12 protein-coding genes are annotated in these 14,923 nt (G+C 59.5%); 4 read left to right on the top strand and 8 right to left on the bottom strand.

Annotated elements, in window-relative coordinates; all coding sequences use genetic code 11:
* Window positions 1-86 precede the first annotated feature (86 nt).
* Window positions 87-1,850: a DUF6311 domain-containing protein gene (locus PK28_RS02605; RefSeq protein ID WP_044511106.1), complete on the bottom strand. Its 1,764-nt coding sequence runs from the start codon at window positions 1,848-1,850 to the stop codon at window positions 87-89.
* A 115-nt stretch (window positions 1,851-1,965) separates the two neighbouring features.
* On the opposite strand from PK28_RS02605, the gene PK28_RS02600 reads away from it, so the two are divergent.
* Window positions 1,966-3,411 carry an aldehyde dehydrogenase gene (locus PK28_RS02600; RefSeq protein ID WP_044511105.1) on the top strand — a complete coding sequence of 482 codons (1,446 nt, stop codon included), beginning with the start codon at window positions 1,966-1,968 and terminating at the stop codon, window positions 3,409-3,411.
* Between the two features lie 6 nt (window positions 3,412-3,417).
* Here PK28_RS02600 and PK28_RS02595 read toward each other — a convergent pair whose 3' ends face one another.
* From PK28_RS02595 to PK28_RS02585, 3 genes are all read right to left on the bottom strand, one after another.
* Window positions 3,418-3,852 (bottom strand): hypothetical protein, encoded by a 435-nt coding sequence (locus tag PK28_RS02595; RefSeq protein WP_044511102.1) that lies wholly within the window; start codon window positions 3,850-3,852, stop codon window positions 3,418-3,420.
* The gene (locus tag PK28_RS19495) at window positions 3,831-4,883 is read right to left on the bottom strand and encodes an energy transducer TonB (RefSeq protein WP_197070458.1); all 1,053 of its coding nucleotides are present in this window, start codon (window positions 4,881-4,883) and stop codon (window positions 3,831-3,833) included. Before PK28_RS19495 ends, PK28_RS02595 begins: the two co-directional genes overlap by 22 nt.
* Before the next feature lie 123 nt (window positions 4,884-5,006).
* Entirely contained in the window at window positions 5,007-7,274 is a 2,268-nt protein-coding gene (locus PK28_RS02585) for a S9 family peptidase (protein ID WP_071885038.1), read from the bottom strand.
* Window positions 7,275-7,447: 173 nt separating this feature from the next.
* On the opposite strand from PK28_RS02585, the gene PK28_RS02580 reads away from it, so the two are divergent.
* Window positions 7,448-8,383, top strand: coding sequence for a hypothetical protein (locus tag PK28_RS02580; RefSeq protein WP_044511100.1), 936 nt, complete (start codon window positions 7,448-7,450; stop codon window positions 8,381-8,383).
* Window positions 8,384-8,460: 77 nt separating this feature from the next.
* Here PK28_RS02580 and PK28_RS02575 read toward each other — a convergent pair whose 3' ends face one another.
* Window positions 8,461-10,002, bottom strand: coding sequence for an OmpP1/FadL family transporter (locus PK28_RS02575; protein WP_044511098.1), 1,542 nt, complete (start codon window positions 10,000-10,002; stop codon window positions 8,461-8,463).
* Between the two features lie 48 nt (window positions 10,003-10,050).
* Window positions 10,051-11,274, bottom strand: coding sequence for a hypothetical protein (locus PK28_RS02570; protein WP_044511096.1), 1,224 nt, complete (start codon window positions 11,272-11,274; stop codon window positions 10,051-10,053).
* Between the two features lie 194 nt (window positions 11,275-11,468).
* Between PK28_RS02570 and proS the strand changes: the two genes are divergently transcribed.
* Window positions 11,469-12,944: a proline--tRNA ligase gene (gene proS / locus PK28_RS02565; RefSeq protein ID WP_044511095.1), complete on the top strand. Its 1,476-nt coding sequence runs from the start codon at window positions 11,469-11,471 to the stop codon at window positions 12,942-12,944.
* 107 nt (window positions 12,945-13,051) lie between these two features.
* Here proS and PK28_RS02560 read toward each other — a convergent pair whose 3' ends face one another.
* Window positions 13,052-13,636 carry a DinB family protein gene (locus PK28_RS02560; protein WP_044511093.1) on the bottom strand — a complete coding sequence of 195 codons (585 nt, stop codon included), beginning with the start codon at window positions 13,634-13,636 and terminating at the stop codon, window positions 13,052-13,054.
* 83 nt (window positions 13,637-13,719) lie between these two features.
* Window positions 13,720-14,313, bottom strand: coding sequence for a Crp/Fnr family transcriptional regulator (locus tag PK28_RS02555; protein WP_048825477.1), 594 nt, complete (start codon window positions 14,311-14,313; stop codon window positions 13,720-13,722).
* A 115-nt stretch (window positions 14,314-14,428) separates the two neighbouring features.
* On the opposite strand from PK28_RS02555, the gene PK28_RS02550 reads away from it, so the two are divergent.
* On the top strand, window positions 14,429-14,896 hold the full coding sequence (locus PK28_RS02550; protein WP_044511090.1) for an NfeD family protein: 468 nt from the start codon (window positions 14,429-14,431) through the stop codon (window positions 14,894-14,896).
* Window positions 14,897-14,923: the final 27 nt, after the last annotated feature.

Below are 14,923 nucleotides of genomic sequence, written 5' to 3'. Positions count from 1 at the left end.
GGCAGATACATAGGCACCTCAGCAAGCCCGTCGCCCGGAATTTGCTCTGGGCGGCGGGCTTGTTTTGTAGTCAATACCGGTAGAGTCTATTTAAAAGCTAAAGACGGACGCCACAGCAGGCTGTAGCCATCTATTTGCCGCTCTACGTAGCCAAGCGGCAGCAATATCTGGCGCAGATAATGGTGCACGGGCTGGTTCTGGTAGTCGGGGTGCACCACGAAAGCGGCCGGCTGATACTTGCGCAGAAAGGCCTGCACCTGCGCAGATGTAGGAACTGCTGGCGGTATGGTATCGGGGTGGGTTTGTACGGCCAGCAGCCGCCTTAGCACGGTATCCTGCTGAAACCTGGCGAATACTTCAGGGCTAACCCGGGAGAAATACCCGATTGGCAGCTTTTTGTGGTGCTGCGTCTGATAAAAGAACTGCTCGGTCTGCACTACGCCTATCTGCCGGTTGCCATCCAGCAGCCCAAAGGGTACCGGAAACAAAGTGGTGCCGGGCAGCCGGGCTACTTCTGCATACACGGCCGGAATATCCCGGGCAGTAGTAAGATGCACCGGCTTAGGCCAATATTCCAGCAGTACCAGGCCCAGCAGCAGTCCACTTAGCGCGGTTTGCCACCGGGGTGGCAGCCGGTTCTGCCAGATGGCCTCCAAAGCACTGAACGATACCACTGGCAGCAGGAGGCTCACCATCATGACCCAGCGCGTGGGCACCCGGATATTGTTAATGAAAGGAATGAAATGCAGTAGTGCAGTAGGCAGGTTTAGATGATTCTTACCGTAAACACGCAGCGTGGGCAGCGTTAACAGCACAAAAAACAGCAGCACCCAGGCCAGTGGCCGGCCCGCCGCATCCAGGTGGCGACGGGAGGCTAGCCGGTTGGGCCAAAGCGCTACCAGCAGCCCCAACGCTAGCAGGGCATAGCCCAGAAACACCACTATTTCTACGGAGCCCGGCATGTTATACACATTCCCGTTCTGGAACAGCCGCTGTGCCCACCCGAAATTCAGAAAGCGGCTGTTGGGCGCCGGTAGCAGGTAGCTCATGGCATCGCCACCCCACCAGGGGCCGCCGTAATCGGGCACGCCCAGGTTGCGCAGCTGTTTGATTAGGATATGACTCACCAGGAGCACCGCTGCCAGGCCCAGCCAGGTCTGCCACCGGCGCCAGTTAAGCTGGCCCAGCCGTAGCCAAAACCAAAGGGCGTAGGCCAGGCAGAAATACAGCAGTCCAAACGTCACGTAGTGGTCGCTGAGAAGCGTGAGCAGGCCCAGTCCCAGGCACCAAATTATGGCCCGGCGGCTGCGTACCTGTGGCAGAAAGCGGCCCGTTTCAAAAGCAAATGCATCCAGAAAAGCCATGACGAAAAAGGGCACGGTAGCCGTCAGGACCAAGTTATAATGCTCCGGCAGGCGCATCAGCTTGTAGGGGGAGTAGGCAAAAACCACCCCGGCCAGCAGGCACAGCACCGGGTTGCGCACCCAGCGGCGGCACAGCAGGTAGGCACCCGTGCCTGATAGCGCATAGCTTATCAGCAGCCCCAGATTTATGGTGAGCATCTCGTTTTGCAGCAGCACGTTCAGCAGGCCCAGCAAGGGCATGTAGGCATGCATCCACAACGACGAGCCCTCGGGGTACAGTAGCCAATCGGTATAAAATGGATTGTGGCCGCTGGCTACCGCTTCCCGGAAATTCCAGAAGTTCCAGATGTAGAGCAGAGAGTCGCCGCCGGTACCGGGCCGGGTGGGGAAAGCCGTGGTGAGCTGCGTGGCCAATGGCCAGGTGAACAACACGAACAGCAGCACATAAAAGCCGGTGACCAGGGCAAGGCGAAGCCAGTATTTCATTCAGGAGAGTGGATGGGGAGCGGGAAGTGCGGCTTTTCAGCCGCAGGCCCGGTTTGCAAAAGTAGCTATTCAAATCAGCTAGCTTTACCTTGCTGCCCCCATCCTCACCCCATTCATGCTCAAGCTTCAAAACTACATCAACGGCCAGCTGGTGCCGCCCGCGGCCGGCCGCTACCTCGACAACATTGAGCCCGCCACCGGCCAGGTGTACTCCCTGCTGCCCGACTCCAATACCCAGGATGTAGCCGCGGCTGTAGCGGCCGCGGAGGCCGCGCTGCCCGCCTGGCGCGCCCTGCCCGCCGAGGAGCGGGGCCGTTTGCTGGTGCGTATTTCCGAGCTGATTGAGCGCGACCTGGAGCCGCTGGCCCAGGCCGAAAGCAAAGACAACGGCAAGCCCGTGACTCTGGCCCGCACTGTGGATATTCCGCGGGCAGCCAGCAACTTCGCCTTTTTCGGGACGGCCGCGCAGCATTTCGCTTCGGAAACGCACTTTCAGGAAGGTGTGGCCCTGAACTACACCGTGCGGCACCCGCTGGGCGTGGTGGGCTGCATCTCTCCCTGGAACCTGCCACTGTACCTGTTTACCTGGAAAATAGCCCCGGCGCTGGCCGTAGGGTGCTGCGTAGTGGCCAAGCCCTCAGAAATTACCCCGCACACGGCGTTTCTTTTGAGTGAGCTGTGCATAGAGGCAGGCCTGCCGGCGGGGGTACTGAATATTGTGCACGGGGCCGGGCCGGGCACGGGGCAGGCCATTATTGAGCATCCCGGTATTAAAGCCATCAGCTTCACGGGCGGCACTAAAACCGGCGAGCATATTGCCCGCACGGCGGCTCCCATGTTCAAGAAACTCTCCCTGGAGCTGGGCGGCAAAAACCCCAACCTCATCTTCGCCGACTGCGACCTGACCGAAGCGGTAAACATCAGCATTCGCAGTTCCTTTGCCAACCAGGGCCAGATATGCCTCTGCGGCTCGCGCATTTTCATTGAGCGCAGCATCTACGAGCCTTTTAAAGCCGCCTTTCTGGAGCGCGTAGCGGGTTTAACGGTAGGCGACCCTATGGAGGCCGGCAGCCGGCAGGGCGCGCTGGTTAGCGAAGCGCATCTGCAGAAAGTACTCAGCTACATTGAGCTGGCCCACGAGGAAGGTGGCACACTGCTGGCTGGCGGCAAGCGCGTGCACCTGGAAGGCCGCTGCGCCGGCGGGTTTTTCCTGGAGCCCACCGTGTTTGAAGGCCTCACGCCCGACTGCCGGGTAAACAAAGAGGAAATCTTCGGGCCCGTGGTCACCCTCACCCCCTTCGATACCGAAGAAGAAGCCATAATCTGGGCCAATGGCACCGATTACGGCCTGGCCGCCACCATCTGGACGCGCGACCTGAACCGGGCCCACCGCGTGGCTCATGCCCTGCACAGCGGTATTGTCTGGATTAATACCTGGCTGCACCGGGATTTGCGCACGCCCTTCGGCGGCATGAAAAACTCCGGCGTGGGCCGGGAAGGCGGGCTGGAAGCGCTGCGCTTTTTCACCGAGCCCCAGAGCATTACGCTTAAGCTAAGCTAGCCGGGTTTACTCCAGCCGCCGCAAGGCGGTTTCCAACTGGGCCAGGGTGGTTTCCCTGAACTGCAGCTGGCTGGTGTCAGCGGCTGCATCCATCGGCCGCAGGGCCAGGTAGGGCGTTTGATTGAAGTAGCGTACTGCTACCAATGTACCTTGGGGCTGGGCAGGCGCGTGGCGGAAAACATAGCTACCCGTTTCATTGGGGGTCGCTGATAACACGGTGCGGCCATCGGCAAGCACCAGGCGCACGCTGGTATTGGGGTCTGCATCCAGTCGCACGGCCAGTTCCTGCGCTGAAGCCGGGGCGGTGTATGCACGGGCGCAGAGCAGCCACCCCAGGTTCTTGGTCCGGAACACGTAGTGCTCGGCTGAGGTCAGTCCACTTTCCTCTGCCTCTTCTACCGTATCGGCCGGGGCAGTGGCTACCTCAGAAGTGGTGAGCATGCCTTCCTGGGGTTAAAGCGGATGGGTACCACCATTTTCACCTTCACAAAGCGGCCGTCCTGCTGCCCGGGCGTCCAGTGGCCGGAGGTTTGACGTAGTACCCGCAGCACTTCTTCGTCGCAACCATCGCCAATGCCCCGCAGAATTCGGGGGGAGCGGACGCGGCCGGCTTCATCTACCACAAAGGAGGCAAACACCATTCCCTGGGTGCCCCGTGCCAAGGCGGTTTTGGGGTAGCGAATGAGCTTATTGATATCCGTGGGGCTTTTGCCATAAGTGGGCAGCTGCTCAGCGGTAGTATAAATCTGTTCAGGTGCCGGGTCGGCGGGGGCGGTTTCCTGCCACCGCACGGGTTGCAGCCCGGCACTCACACCCCGGAAGAGGGACATGCCCGTCTGCTGCCGCGAAACGGGCAGTTCTACCTGGTAAGTGCGGTTGGGAGCCAGCGCCAGCTGCTGGCCGTGGGCCGAAGCCCGGATAAATACGCCGCCGCCGGTAGTAAGCAGCTGCCCATCGGCGGTTTCGCTCACCACATCCGAGAGCAGCATATCAACCAGCGAATAGCATTCCTTCAACTCAATCCAGACCTGACCGGCCACTGCCCGCTGCTGCCCATCAACAAAGCAGCCGGCCGGAATCCGCACTACGGTGCCTTCCTGCCCGCGCACTTCGGCGGGGTGGGTGGCGTCGATGCGGTAGTACTGGCTGGCTTTGCGGGTAAGGTCGAAGAGGCGGGTTTCGCGAGGTGGCGGGCTGGCTACCAGCTCGCTGGCCGGGGGCCGGGCTACCCGGTTATACACTAAAAGCGGGGCATGGGGGTTGGTGCGGCGAGCCAGGCGGTGCCAGGTAACGGGCTTGTTGCCGGTGGGCTCCGCCGTAAGAGTGGCGGTATCAGCAGGCAGCGAATTGGCGGAAGTAGCGGCCGGTGAATCAGTCGGCTGGGTTTTCTCTGCCGGCTGGGGCTGACAGGCACTGATTAACAGGAGAAAAAAGCAGGAAAAGGGCTTCCACAACCTACGTTGAAGGGGCATCAGCATAAATAGCACCGGGCGTAGCGGGTTCAAGGATTTAGCAATAAACAAGATTGCCCAGGACTTTGCAAGCAATACATGCTTTACAAAGCCCTGGGCAAGCCCATACGAAGGCGCTCTGGCTTAGTTCACTGATTTTGCTGCGCCCGAAGAAGCATCCGGGGTGAGCGGCAGATTTTCCAGGATAAAGTTGGTCATCTGGCGGTAGAGATGCAGGCGCGTGTTGCCCCCATAAATACCGTGGTTGCGGTTGGGGTAGTACAGCGTCTGGTAGTCTTTGTTGGCCTTAATCATGGCATCCGTGAAAGCCACGGAGTTCTGGAAGTGCACGTTGTCGTCGCCGGTGCCGTGTACCAGCAGCAGCTTGCCCTTCAGCTTATCAGCAAACTGCACGGGCGAGTTGTCGTCATAGCCGCCGGGGTTTTCCTGCGGGGTTTTCAGGAAACGCTCGGTGTACACGGTGTCATAGTAGCGCCAGTTGGTAACGGGCGCCACGGCCACGCCCATGCGGAACAGGTCGGCTTCCTTGGTCAGGGCCAGGGCCGTCATGTAGCCGCCGAAGCTCCAGCCCCAGATGCCGATGCGGCTTTTGTCTACGTAGGGCAGTGTACCCAGGTATTTAGCCGTTTCGCCCTGGTCAACCGTTTCCAGCTTGCCCAGGTTGGCGTAGGTAGATTTCTTGAATTCAGACCCGCGGGCGCCGGTACCCCGACCATCCACGGAAACCACGATGTAGCCTTTCTCCACCAGCAGCTGGTGCCAGAGGTAGTTGGTGAAGGCAATGCCCCCACCCGCGTCGTCCTTCACCGTCTGGGAGCCGGGGCCGCCGTACACGTACATCAGCACGGGGTATTTCTTGTTTGGATCGAAGTTAGTTGGCTTCATCATCCAGCCATTCAGGGCTACGCCTTCGGAGTTTTTGAAGTTGATGAACTCCAGCTTGCCCAAGTTGTACTGGCCCAGCGTCTGGCGCAGGGCGGCGTTATCTTCCAGCACTTTCACCAGCTTGCCGGTTTGGGCCGTGCGCAGGCTAACCACCTGCGGCACGCCGGCCTCGGAGTGGTAGTTGAGGTAGTAGCGGCAATCGGGGCTCATGTTCACGGCATCTACGCCGCGGCCGGCCTCGCTGAGGCGGGTTTTGCCTTTGCCTTTCAGGTTTACGCGGTACAGGTGGCGCTCCATGGGCGAGGCTTCGGTACTGGTGAAATACACCAGGCCGTTTTTCTCATCGAAGCCATTGATTTCGGTAATTTCCCAGTTGCCTTTGGTCAGCTGGCGGTCCAGCTTGCCCTTCATATCATACAGATACAGGTGGCGGTAGCCGTCTTTTTCGCTGGTGAACAGGAACTGCTTGCCGCCTTTCAGGTAGCGCAGGTCATCGTTCACTTCCACGTAGGCCGCGTCGGTATCGGTCAGCACTACGTCGGTTTTGCCGGTGCTGGCGTTGGCGTGCAGAATCTCCAGCTTGTTCTGCAAGCGGTTGAGGCGGCGGATGCTGAGCAGGTTAGGCGTTTCGGTCCAGAGAATGCGCGGAATATACTGGTCCGGCTCCTGGCCCACGTCCATTTTCGTGGTTTTGGCGGCGGCTACATCAAACGTAGAAACACTCACGATGGAGTTTTTCTCGCCGGCTTTGGGGTATTTGTAGCGGTAGTCTTTGGGATAGAGCGGGCCCCACTCCTGCATGTTGTACTCCGGCACCTGCGACTCATCGAAGGTGTAGAAAGCCAGCTGCTTGCTGTCGGGGGACCAGAAGAAGCCTTTCGCAAACTCAAACTCTTCCTCGTACACCCAGTCGGTGCTGCCGTTGATGAGCTTGTTGCGTACCCCGTCGGTGGTCACGGCCTTTTCCTGCATGGTGGTCAGATCGACCACAAACAGGTTGTTGTCGCGCACGAAGGCCACTTTGCTGCCATCGGGCGAGAAAGTGGCGTAGCTCTGCTTGTTGCCGGCGCTCAGGGGCGTGAGCTTCTTGGCGGCGCGGTCGTACACGTAGTACAGGGCGCGGGAGCTGCGGCGGTAGATAGGCTCTTCGTCGGTCCAGAAGAGGATTTTCTGCTCATCGGCGTTGAACTCGTAGCCTTCTACGGCCAGCGGCTGCGTGCTGCCGGGCGCTAGCAAGTCTTTGCCGGCTACCAGGGTTTGCACGGCCTGGCCGGTGGTTACGTCGTGCTGCACCAGGTCGCCTTTATCCAGGGAGGAGTAGTAGCGGCCGTCGCGCATCCAATTAAAGCCGGGCACCGATTTGGCCTGGAATGTTCCTTTTTGCCAGATGTCTTCGAGGGTGATGTCCTTTTTCTGCTGGGCAACAGCCGTGGGGGTAAGCCCGGGCAGCAAGGCGGGGCTGGACAGGGCCAGCGCTAAGGCTAGTCCGAGAGTGCGAAATTGCATAGAGTGGAAAAATTTCGGCGGGGATACTGACGTTAAAGATAACACGCCCTCCGCGAAAGAAGTGCGCCTACCCGGGAATGGGCCCGCCGGCGGCGGAAAGTCGGGGCGCGGCCGTAAAGGTTGCTTGACTAGTGTATTCTGACTTTGCCGCGTTCTTCCCACCTTTGTTTTCTATGGCTCTTCGTCTATCCATTATTGGCCTGTTGGTTCTGAGCGGCCTGGCGGCCTGCACTTCGGAGCCCGGCTCCGAACCGCGCTTTAATTTCGTGGGCTCCTCGCGCTTCACCTCCAACGACCGGCTGCTCACCACCCCCGGCGATACGCTGACCACGCGTGTAACCGGCGACCTGCGCCATACCGACGACCCACTGCTGCAGCACTACACCATTACCGTAGATTACACCCCCAAAGAGGAAAACAAGGAGAAGCAGCTTCCGCAGCTGGTTTATTTCGATACCACCTTCAGCAGCCCCAACTTCAACTATCAGCTCACGTTTGGCGCCCGCACCACCTCCGGCTACGAGCGGTGGAAACACACCCTCACCAATGCGGATGGCAAAGCTGTTTCCCGCTCCTACCTGCTCACGGTGCGCAATGCCGACTCGCTGAAGCCCTACCACCCCTACAAGGTATTGCTGGAGGCCGCGCGCCGCACCAGCAGCCGTAGTACCCTCAATGCCCGACAGGGCCTGGTATTCCCGGGCTTTACCGTGCGCGCCAACCCGGCCGCCCAGCAGCAGGTGGATCTGATTGCCCTGCCTTCAAATGCCGGCGGAATAGAGCTGGCTTCCCCTACGGATGCCACTGTAGCGGCGGCGGCCCCGTTTCTGAATATAACGACCTGGCCCACCCGCAACGCTACCACTATCCGGCAGACCAGCCTCACGCAAGCACAATTTACCGCGCTTACTAAGGCCACTGATCTGGTAGCGCTGTATGATAGTGCAAAGGTCGGCGCTACGCCCACCCGCTCCGGCCCGCTGGTGAAAGAGAAAGTACTGGTTTTCCAGACGGCCACCGGGCGCACCGGAGCTATTTATGTGGAAGATGTCACTAACACCACCGCTTTTCCCCGGGCTACGCTGCAGGTAAGAGTTGACAAAGAATAACTACAGCAGCATCAATACATAAAAAGAGCCGGCACCCTAAGGGTGCCGGCTCTTTTTATGTTTGCTGGTCAGCCGGTTTAAAAGAGCTTGCCAATCGTGAAGCTCGTGGTAAAGCGGTTCTCATCAATATTCAGCAGGGGCTGCTGGTTGTTCGCCAAGGTAAACGGCGTGTACTTTGAAGTACCGGTAGTATACACCCCCGACAAATCGAGGAACGTATTCTTCTGGCGCAGGCCTACCCCGCCGGTATAATAAGCGCGGGAGCGATCTACCTCATTGGATTTGAATGGGTCGCCGTAGAGGGCGTAGCCCAGTCGGAAGCGGAAGATATCCGCCCGCAGCTCGCCGCCCAGGCGCACGTTTACGGCCGATTTATATTTATCAGCTACGGCCTGGTTTTGCTCGTCGAAGTAAGCCTCGTCATCGGTGTTATTCTCATTGTCGGCGTGCAGGCGGGCCCGGCCGTAGTTCACGTACTCCACATCCGCAGAAACAAAACCGTTTTTACCCACTACCAGCGCCCCACCCACATTGGCCCGGAAGGGCGAGGTGAGCGTGTAGCTGGACTCGCCGGGCCGCGTTACGGCCATGGCGTCGTTAATGGTGCTGGTGGTGCCGTCGGAATTGGTAATCTGCAGGCCGGAGAAGTTGGTACTGAGCGAGGTTTTGTAGGTTTCGGTGAGGCTACTAAAGGTGGGCGTCTGCACCGAAGCGCCGAGGCGCAGCTGGTCGCTGGCCCGGTAAATAACCCCGGCCCGCACATTAAGGCCGGTACCGGTGGTGTTCACCTCATCGCGCAGCAGCAAAGAGGTGAAGGCAGTGTTCACATCATCCTCCGCTTCACTGTATTCGCGCAGCAGATTATACCGGGTGCGCACCACGCCCAGGCTGGCGCCCAGATACACCTTGTCCCGGTAGCTGGCACCGTAGCCGAAGTCGTACTGCGTTTGCGAGCCCGTGGTGGAAATCGTTTCATCAATGCTAACCGGCTCCGAGCGGTTGATGGTGTACACGTAGTCCCGGCCGGTATTGTCCTGCCCTACGTTGGTTAGATAAGCGCCATAGCCCAGTCCGTCCAGCGTGGTAATGTTGTCCCCGTTCACCCCGTATTCCGCGTCCAGATCATCCTGCGTAGCCGGCGATTCACGCAAATACTCGAAGAAAGTTTGCCCATCACTTACATTCCCTTTGTAATGAAAGCGGGAATTGAAATCGTTGATGCGCGTGGCGCCAATAGCAAAGCTGCTTCCGCGCCAGTCCGAGGTGTTATCATTATCGGCCCGGCGGTTGGTAAACACCGCGCCCACGCTGCCAATGTGCAGGCTGCTGCGGTTGTTATCCAGCGGGCTGCCTACGCCGGAGGTAGTAGTATTGGAAAAGCCCAGCCCGGGCGTAAAGCTGAACTCCGACTGCCGGTACAGCCCCAGCCCGGCCGGGTTAGTGCTCAGCACGCCTAAATCGGCGCCCACGGCGGTGGTAGCGCCACCAATAGCCTGGGTGCGGGCCGTGCCGCCAAACTGCTGCCAGGAATAGCGCAGCGCGTCAGCATCGGTTTGGGCAACAGAAGGGAGGGCGAGGCCCAGACAAGCCAGGCCAAGCCAGAACGGAAGGGTTTTCATACGGAGAAGGGAGGAAGCAGAACGAATGCGCACAAGGTTTGGCGGCACTTAGTTAATGCGGCCACGGCCACGCGAGCCGTTATTGTTACCGGAGGAAGGCGTGGGGCGGCTGGCGGGGGCATTATTGCGCTCAGTGGACCGCTCATACGAGCGGGAAGGCTGCTCGCTGCGCTCCGGGGTATACTCCCGGACACGCTCCCGCCGGGGCTGCTCTGCCTGCCGGGTAGGACGCTCTTCCCGGCTCTCAGAACCCGCCGGGAAGCTGCGCGTGCGGCGGGGCTGCGGGCGAGGCGTTTCCTCTACCTCGCGGGCCGGACTGGAAGCGGGCACCTGCGGCTGGCTTTCCAGCATGCGGCCGGGCCGCGAAGCCGGGTCGCTCACGCTACCCCGGATCCCGCCATCGGCGTTGCGCTCCTCAATGCGGCCCCGGGCCGGAATGCGCCGCTCAGAGGCGGGCGAGGTAGAAGCGGGGCGCCCCGCTTCCGTAGCCGGCACGCTAATGGAAGTTCCGCCCGAGGTGTTGGTCCGGCTATCAATAGCGCGGCGGTCGGTGATTACGCCGCGCCCACGGGGGCTGGAATTACCAGTGCCTACGTTGTTGCTTCGGTCGCGGCGCGGGCCGTAGTAGGTGTTATCCCGCGAGGCCCGGCCCCAGTCGTTGTAGCGGTTGTTGTAATAGCCGTTGTTGTAGCCATTGCGGTACCCGTTGCGGTAGCCCCAGTCATAGCCACCGCCGCCATAGCCATAGCCGTACCCATAATGCCGACGGGAATAAGGCCAGCCCCAGCCAATGGAGATGTTCACATAGGAGCCACCACCATAGAAGAAGGGGTCATAGAAGGGGTCGTAGTAGCCGTAGCGGCTACCATAGGCATAGTCGTTGTAAAACCAGGGGTCGTAGGCGTAGCTGGTGTAGGCGTAATCATAGTAGCCCGGCGCAAAAGACCAATAGCTGGGCTGATGAAAGCGCCGGATACGGGCCATGTACGTGTACTCGTCGTCATCGTAAGTGGAGTACGAATCACTGTACTGCTCCCGCTGCTGCCCCTGGTTAGCGCGGGACTCCGGCGTAGCCGTCGAAGACTGATCGGAAGGCGCGTTTTCCAGGTCCCGGTTGGCCTGCACGGCCGCCAGGGCGGGGTCAGCGGTGGTTTGGTCTTTGGAGGAATAATATACCCCGTCGCTCTCGGTGGTGAGAGCCGCCGGGCCCGCACAGCTTCCCAGTGCAACCAGGGCCAGAGCGGACAGGAAAGTAGTGAGGGATTTTTTCATGACAGCGCAACAACAAGAAGTCAACTAAAGGAAAGAGTACCAACAACCGCAAACGGTTGCCTGTCACTTTTAGACAAGGGCAGTATGCTCCGGTTTAATAACGTAATTTCGCCCCGAAACGGTGCCCCAAACTACTGACAAATGTTGTACCAGTTTGTGGAACTATTCCTACTCTACCCAAAGATAGTCCCATCATGAGCAAAAGCCTGCCGAAGCGGAGCGAAGATTATTCGCTGTGGTATAATGAATTGGTGAAACGCGCTGGTCTGGCCGAGAATTCGGCCGTGCGCGGCTGCATGGTTATCAAGCCCTACGGCTATGCCATCTGGGAAAAAATGCAGCGCACCCTGGACGATATGTTCAAGCGCACCGGCCACCAGAATGCCTACTTCCCGCTGTTCGTGCCCAAAAGCTTATTTGAAGCCGAGGAGAAAAATGCAGAAGGCTTTGCCAAAGAATGCGCCGTAGTAACCCACTACCGCCTGCAAACCGACCCCGACAACCCCGGCAAGCTGCGCGTAGATCCCAACGCTAAGCTGGAAGAAGAGCTGATTGTGCGCCCCACCTCGGAGGCCATTATTTGGAGCACCTACAAAGGCTGGATCCAGAGCTACCGCGACCTGCCCCTGCTCATTAACCAGTGGGCCAACGTAGTGCGCTGGGAAATGCGCACCCGCCTGTTTCTGCGCACCGCCGAGTTCCTGTGGCAGGAGGGCCACACGGCCCACGCCACCGCCGAGGAAGCCCTGGCCGAAACCCGCCAGATGCTGGATGTGTACGCCGAGTTTGCCGAAGAGCACCTGGCGCTGCCCGTTATCAAAGGCGTAAAAACCGAAAACGAGCGGTTTGCCGGCGCCCTGGAAACGTATTGCATTGAAGGCATGATGCAGGATGGCAAGGCGCTGCAAGCCGGCACCTCGCACTTCCTGGGGCAGAATTTTGCCAAGGCGTTTGACGTGCAGTTTGCCAACAAGCAGGGCCAATTGGAGCACGTGTGGGGCACCAGCTGGGGTGTAAGCACCCGCCTGATGGGGGCCCTGGTAATGGCGCATTCTGATGACGAAGGCCTGGTGCTGCCGCCCAAGCTGGCTCCCATTCAGGTAGTTATTGTGCCCATCTACAAAACCGGCCAGCTGGATGAGCTGCTGGAGCGCATCCGCCCTATTCAGATGGGTCTGATTGCCCGCGGCATTTCCGTGAAGATTGATGACCGCGACACCGAGCGTCCCGGCTTCAAGTTTGCCGAGTGGGAGCTGAAAGGCGTACCCGTGCGCATGGCCGTAGGCATGCGCGACCTGGACGCCGGCACCGTGGAAATTGCCCGCCGCGACACCAAGGAGAAAATGAACCTGCCCCTGGCCGACATTGTGGCCAGCATCGACCAGCTGCTGCAGGATATTCAGCAGAACATCTACCGCAAGGCCCTGGCTTTCCGCGACACGCTCACCACCCGCGTAGACACCTACGAGGAGTTCAAGCAGGTGCTGGAAGGCAAAGGCGGCTTCGTGGTGGCCCACTACGATGGCACTTCTGAAACCGAGGAGCGCATCAAAGAGGAAACCAAAGCCACCATCCGGTGCCTGGCCCTGAACGAGCCCGACGAGGAAGGCATCTGCATTCTGACCGGCAAGCCCAGCCAGCGCCGCGCTTACTTCGCCAAGGCGTATTAATTCGCCGTTCATTCAGTAAATCGAAGCCCTCTGGGGCCACTATTTTGCTATTGAAAAAGTCCCGCTGTACGCCGTGCAGCGGGACTTTTTGTTGCTTTGCACAGTGGTTATACCACCAGCCGCAGCTCGTCGGTGGGTTGAGCCTGGTACTGCTGGTGGGCACGCTTAGCTTGCTGCAGGTGGCGTTCCTGGTGGGCTATTACGAACAAAAAAGCCTCACCCAGGCGCAGCTTCAGCAGGTGAAAAAACTCAATGGGTATGGCTTTGCGATTGAGGTTGGTTTGGGCCGCCCGGGCCAGCAGGCGCAATAGGGCTTCCTGATGCTGCTGAAACTCCGTAAGCACGTTGCGGTCCAGGTTGCTTTGCGCGGGGTTCATGTGCCGGAGCGTTTTCTGCAGCTTGCGGTTTTCCGGCCGCACCGTTTCGTAGGACTTACGGCCCAGCCAGCTAAAGCCTACTTCCGCCTCCGTTTTAAAGGCTGGCTGGTGCTGGGCCAGCGCCTTGCGCAGGGCCGGGAGGTAGTAGCGAGCGTAGCGGTTCAGGTGCTCCAGGCACTCCAGCGTGCTCCAGCTGGCCGGCGTGGGCTTGAATTGCAGCGCGCGGATATCCAGTGGTTCAAACTCTGTGTGAAGCATAGCGAGCTGGGCTTGCACCTGCTCCTGAAGCTGTTGCAGAAAGGCCTGGGGTTTCATAGCGGCGGGTATGAAAGTGAGTGATAAGTGACAGCTCAAACTTCCTACTTCTGAGTGCTCAAAACCTTGATGCAAATCAATATTTAGCGCAGCCGGCTAAGGGTTTCCGGGGTCATGCGCAGGTAGGAGGCAATGTACTTGCGCGGCACCAGCTGGAACAGGTGGGGACTGCGCGCCCGCAGCCGGTCCAGGCGGCGCTGGGGCTCGGGCAGCAGCAGGTCTATTTCCCGCTCAATGCGCCCCACCACGGCCCGCTCCATTTCTGTGCGCCAGAAGCGCCCAATGTTGGGGTGCGTTTCAATCAGTTCCAGCAAATGGGTGCGGGAAATGGCAAGCAGGCGGCAGGCTTTCAGGGCCTGAATACCGTAGGCGGAAGGCCGGCCTTCCACGAAGGAGGGGAACGAGCAAATAAGCGTACTGGCATAGCCAAAGCCCACGCATATTTCCTCGTGCGCCGTGGGCAGAAAGATGCGCAGAATGCCTTCGTCAATGAAATACAGGAAGTGGTCAGTCTGGCCTTCCTGAATCAGAAAATCTCCGCGCCGCAGCTGCACCGGCTTGTGCCAGCAGCGCAGTAGCGCTTCAATGTCGGAAGCCTGCAAATCCGACACCCGGTGCAGCAGCTCGCGCAGGTGAGCCACCGGCGTGGCATTGATACGGGTAGCGGGTGTTGCCATAAAAAGGGCGGAGAAACAAAACAGAACACAGACGACAAGTAAAATAAGCACCTTCCGCCGCTTGCCGAAGCTTTCTGCGTATCTTCCCTCCCCCTACTGCATTTTCCTTTTCATCATGGACTGGCTCACTATTGCGCTCCTGCTGTTGTTTGGTCTGGTTTTTCTGGCGGCCGAAGTCATCTTTATTCCCGGTACTACGGTGGTTGGCTTGCTGGGCTTTGCGCTCCTGGCGGCCGGCATCTGGTTTGCCTACCGCGACATGGGCACCGGCACCGGGCATGTGCTGCTGGCATCATCGGCGGCGGTGGCCGGGCTGCTATTGTATGTTGGGCTACGGCCCAAAAACCTCGCCCGGGTAGCGCTAAATGACATTAATAGCGGCCACGTGCGCGACGCCCGCCTGCCCGACGTGCAACCGGGTACCACGGGCCGCGCACTTTCTGCCCTGCGTCCGGCCGGTACCGTGCTCTTCGATGATAACCGCCGCGAAGTCACCACCCGGGGCGAGTTTGTGGCAGCCGGCTCCGAAGTGCGGGTATTACGCATCGAACAAAACCGCATTATTGTGGAAAGTATAGCATAGTGGCTATCAGACTTCTGCTGCCAGGTT

Source organism: Hymenobacter sp. DG25B, from assembly GCF_000801315.1.
Lineage (GTDB): Bacteria > Bacteroidota > Bacteroidia > Cytophagales > Hymenobacteraceae > Hymenobacter.
This window is presented reverse-complemented; position numbering and strand designations above follow the sequence as displayed.